Source organism: Rhodoblastus sp. (genome assembly GCF_052145335.1).
Taxonomy (GTDB): Bacteria; Pseudomonadota; Alphaproteobacteria; order Rhizobiales; family Beijerinckiaceae; genus Rhodoblastus.
Genome location: NZ_JBKQOU010000294.1, coordinates 1 through 3,856 on the forward strand (window position 1 = coordinate 1; position 3,856 = coordinate 3,856).

The window sequence follows — 3,856 nt, forward strand, 5'->3', positions numbered from 1 at the left end:
GAAGCGCGGGTTCGGCGCGATCATCCTTTGCGGGCGATCCGCGAGATCGCCAACACGGCCCTTGCGAAAGCAGCGCCAAATGGCCGGTGAAAAGCGTACACCTGAACCTCAGAAGTCGTTGGCGATCGTGCCGACGATCGTGCACTGGTGCCCGCGAAGCTTTTCCGCCACAGACTTCAAATCATCGAAGCGCGCGTGGTTCTGCCGCCCGACGACGATCGCGGACCCGACCCTCGACGCTATGACATAAGCATCGCTGTAATCCATCGCGCTGGGTGAATCGTAAATGACGATGCCGTAGTCGCGCGCTAATTTGGCGGTCACAGCGACGAAATCGGCGCCGCACAGCAGTTCTTGCGGATTCGGCGGAATCCCGCCGGACGGAAGAATTGAGAGCCCTGGCAGAACATCGCGCACGATCGGCAGATCATCGACCCGCATGCGCAACAAGACGTCGGAGAGTCCTTCACCGTTAGGGTCGACGCCGAACATGCCCGCGATGCGCGGATCGCGCAGATTGGTGTCGACCAGCAAGGTGTTCACCGACATCTGCGCGAAGGCCACGGCGAGGTTGCTTGCAAGAAAACTGGCGCCCTGCCCTTCGCGGGGGCCAACGACGACGAATGACCTTAGTCCCTGCGCGACTGCGGTCGACACCAGCGAGGTTCGTATCGAACGAACGATTTCCGCCGCGGCGCCGAAGGGCTCGTGACCGACCACAAGTTCCTGCGATAATCCCGCCAATCCATCTTCGTCATGGATGATCGGATAATTATATTGCCGGGACAGAGCGGTCATCAGCGTTTCGCGCTTCACCAAGCCAGTGTCTACCGCCGCTTCAAGAAAGCTGATTGCCCGCGCCTTCGCATAGGCGTGTATCTGGCCGATCTGCGATTCGGAAAGTTTGGCGAAACTGACGAGTTCCTGCGCGACATTATCCAAGGTATAATTCATATCCAACCGCGCGGTCTGCGAGCTATTGAGCACATTTGACATTAACCGAACTCCGAGCCTTGCAAAACCGCCGGCGCTTGAACTCTTCCGAAACCGGCCGCTCATTGGCGACTGGCCGACTCTCCTAGCAAAGGCCAGACGCATAAGCGCCTCTCTTGCGCGCCGCAAGCCGTGAATTTTCGCCGAACCCGGGACACACTCGCCAGAGTTCCCGCTGCGGCAGGAAGCAATCCAACCGGACGCGACTGGCTGAGCCGGAACTTGGCTTGGCGAACCGGCGACAAACTAGAGGAGCTCTCCTGCAAAGTACACTGTTTCAATGCCTTGCCGCTGCGTCATCGTGTAATGTCGGGACCCGGCCGGCTTTTGTTGTCGGCAAAGATCATCCGTCCAGAAAGAGAGACTTTTTGTTGCGGATTTAGACGACAAAAGTAAGACTGCCAAATCCGCCGAACTTCGTCACCCAGGTCGTTTCGGTAAACCTGCCGGGCTGCAGAAGGGCGTGACAAAAAAGGCCGAACGAAATCGGCCTTTTTTTATAATGAATTGATCAAAGATAAAGCCGCGGGGCCGCGAGCCTAATTGCTGCCGCCATAGCCGACCAGGCCGAGACCGGCGAAACCGGCCAGCATCATCACCCAGGTCGAAACTTCCGGGACGGTCGCGGTCACGGCCAAGGTGCCGGCGCCCCCCACCGATGGCAAAGTCGAGCCGACAAGATCGATATTATAATTGCCGGCTTTCAGCGTAAAATCATTGCCGCTGTTGATCGAGATGGACTCGGAATAAGAATAGATCGGGTGCGCCTTCGTGCCGCCCGTGGACTTGATATCGGTCGCCGTAGCCGTGTAGACAAGCTTTTCGTTCTTCGAACCTGCTAAACCGCTGTAAATATCCAGCGTCGCGTGACCAAAGGGATAGGCCGTCGAGGAGATCGCATTGTCGCTGAACCCGACGGTCAGCTCCCAAAGCGATTCCTTAGCCGACACACTGAAATTGAAAACGGAATCCAATTTTTTGCTTGTGGTGAAGTCAACCGTTGTATCGACCTCTTCCGGAGCCAGCACGATGACGGGCGTCGTCGCCGAAGCGCCCGTCGCGGCGAGACCCGAGCCGGTGGCGGCCAAAGCCACAGCCAGAGCTAAATTCTTCATAAAAAACCCCCATTGCCAAATTCGTCCAAACAAGCGCGTGACCTGCAGCCCGTCGCGCGCGCTCGGTCAAGAACTTAGCCATGCGCCCGCATACGGTCAAGCTCGCACCATTCAATTTTTCGCTAATAAAACAATATGATCGTGGATCGCGCGGCCCATCGCGCCTTCATATTTCCGTCGTAAAGCTTCATCGCGCCGTCACGCCTTTTTTCCGGGCAGATAGGGCGCTTCAGGCTGGATGCGACCGAACGATAATCACGGCGTAGGCGCTCGCCGCGACGACGAGCGCGCCTGCCAGATATTCATGGCCGGCGTTGCCGAGTTGATTCGCGACGGCGACGGCGACGCCCGAAACGAGCAGCCGACTCACGGTGGCCGGGCGTCGATCCGTCAGGAAAACGAAAGCCGCAACGCCACATAGAAACAGCGTGACCGTAATGATATCGAAAATCGAATTCATGACTTTTCCAGAGTTGAATTAATGGACGCCGCCACGACGGCGACCGGGCTCCGCCCGACGATTGAAATGCGACGATATCACTCGCCGGCGAACGACTTTTAACAATTCTACAGCTTCGCTTATGGCGAAAACAGTCGTATAGAAAAAATGATTGTGATTCCGAACCTTTAGGCAGCCGGGGGGCTAACCCAAAGCCTGACGGCGGCATTGACTTCAAGCCCGATACGCTCCAATCGCAAGCGAGGTCCGATTTGACAGCCAATTCACGCTCCTGCTCCGAAGATGGTTGTAATTCCAAGGGTGAAAGCGTGGCGCGAACCGCTATCCATCTTCCAGTGACCTATCGGGGCATTCCCCTTTTCGCGGCAAGCGCCGACATTTTGATCGTCACCGCCTCCGCCTTGCTCGCCGGAACGTTTTTCCACTTCACGAGCTCGCAACAGGGAGGGCAATTCTCGCGCAATATGGCTGCGGCAGTTTTCGTCGCTGTTCTTTTTGTAGCGGCCATGTGGGCGCGCAAACTTTATGAGCCTTCCCGGCTCGTCGTGCTGAGCGACCAGATCCGCGGCCTGCTCGGCACCTGGTGCGGCGCCTTTCTATTATTGGCAAGCGGCGTTTTCACCTGGGGTGTGGGCAAGGAACTGTCGCGCGGAACAATCCTGTCGTTTTGGGCGATTGGAGGAACGGCTTTGCTTGCGCATCGCCAGATCTGGCGGATGTACCTGCCCGGGGCGCTCGCCAATGGCGCGATCAGAGGGCGCAAAAGTGTGATCGTCCTATGGGACGAGCCGCAATCGGAGCGTTTTTCGAACCTGCTCGTCCGGCACGGCTATCGCGTCATCAAGATTTTTCAGCTCGGGCCAAGCGCCGAGGACAACGCCTCAACTCTCGATGGCGTCATCGGATTCGTGCGCGGCCAGGACATTGACGATATTTTCCTCGCGCCGCGCGCCGGCAGCGTCGTCGATCTCGTCGCCGCCGCCAATGCCCTGCGCGTGCTGCCGATCTCGGTCACGATGATCCCCGACCCCATGCTCGCGGACCTCGTCTCCAATCCGCGATACGAACTCGGGTCTTCAATGGCGCTGGAAATTCAGCGGCAACCCCTTGGAATGGCCGAACGGGCGGCGAAGAGGACCTTCGACATCGTCGTCGCCTTTACCGCTTTGATTCTGTTGCTGCCCTTGTTCGGCGTGATCGCCTTGGCCATCATGATCGATTCCAGGGGGCCGGTGTTTTTCCGCCAGACTCGAAGCGGATTCAATGGGCGGCCCTTCAAGATTTTCAA

At 57.9% G+C, this 3,856-nt stretch carries 4 protein-coding genes; 1 reads left to right on the forward strand and 3 read right to left on the reverse strand.

Annotated elements, in window-relative coordinates:
• Positions 1-108 precede the first annotated feature (108 nt).
• The 3 genes from ACLP2E_RS18060 to ACLP2E_RS18070 form a co-directional block, all read right to left on the reverse strand.
• Positions 109-954 (reverse strand): hypothetical protein, encoded by an 846-nt coding sequence (locus ACLP2E_RS18060; protein WP_442466724.1) that lies wholly within the window; start codon positions 952-954, stop codon positions 109-111.
• Between the two features lie 578 nt (positions 955-1,532).
• On the reverse strand, positions 1,533-2,108 hold the full coding sequence (locus ACLP2E_RS18065) for a hypothetical protein (RefSeq protein ID WP_442466725.1): 576 nt from the start codon (positions 2,106-2,108) through the stop codon (positions 1,533-1,535).
• Positions 2,109-2,337: 229 nt separating this feature from the next.
• A complete protein-coding gene (locus ACLP2E_RS18070) occupies positions 2,338-2,568 on the reverse strand; it encodes an XrtV sorting system accessory protein (RefSeq protein ID WP_442462504.1) in 231 nt (76 codons plus the stop codon).
• A gap of 308 nt (positions 2,569-2,876) precedes the next feature.
• Between ACLP2E_RS18070 and ACLP2E_RS18075 the strand changes: the two genes are divergently transcribed.
• Positions 2,877-3,856 (forward strand): sugar transferase (locus ACLP2E_RS18075; RefSeq protein WP_442466726.1); only part of this gene is annotated, 980 nt, incomplete at its 3' end.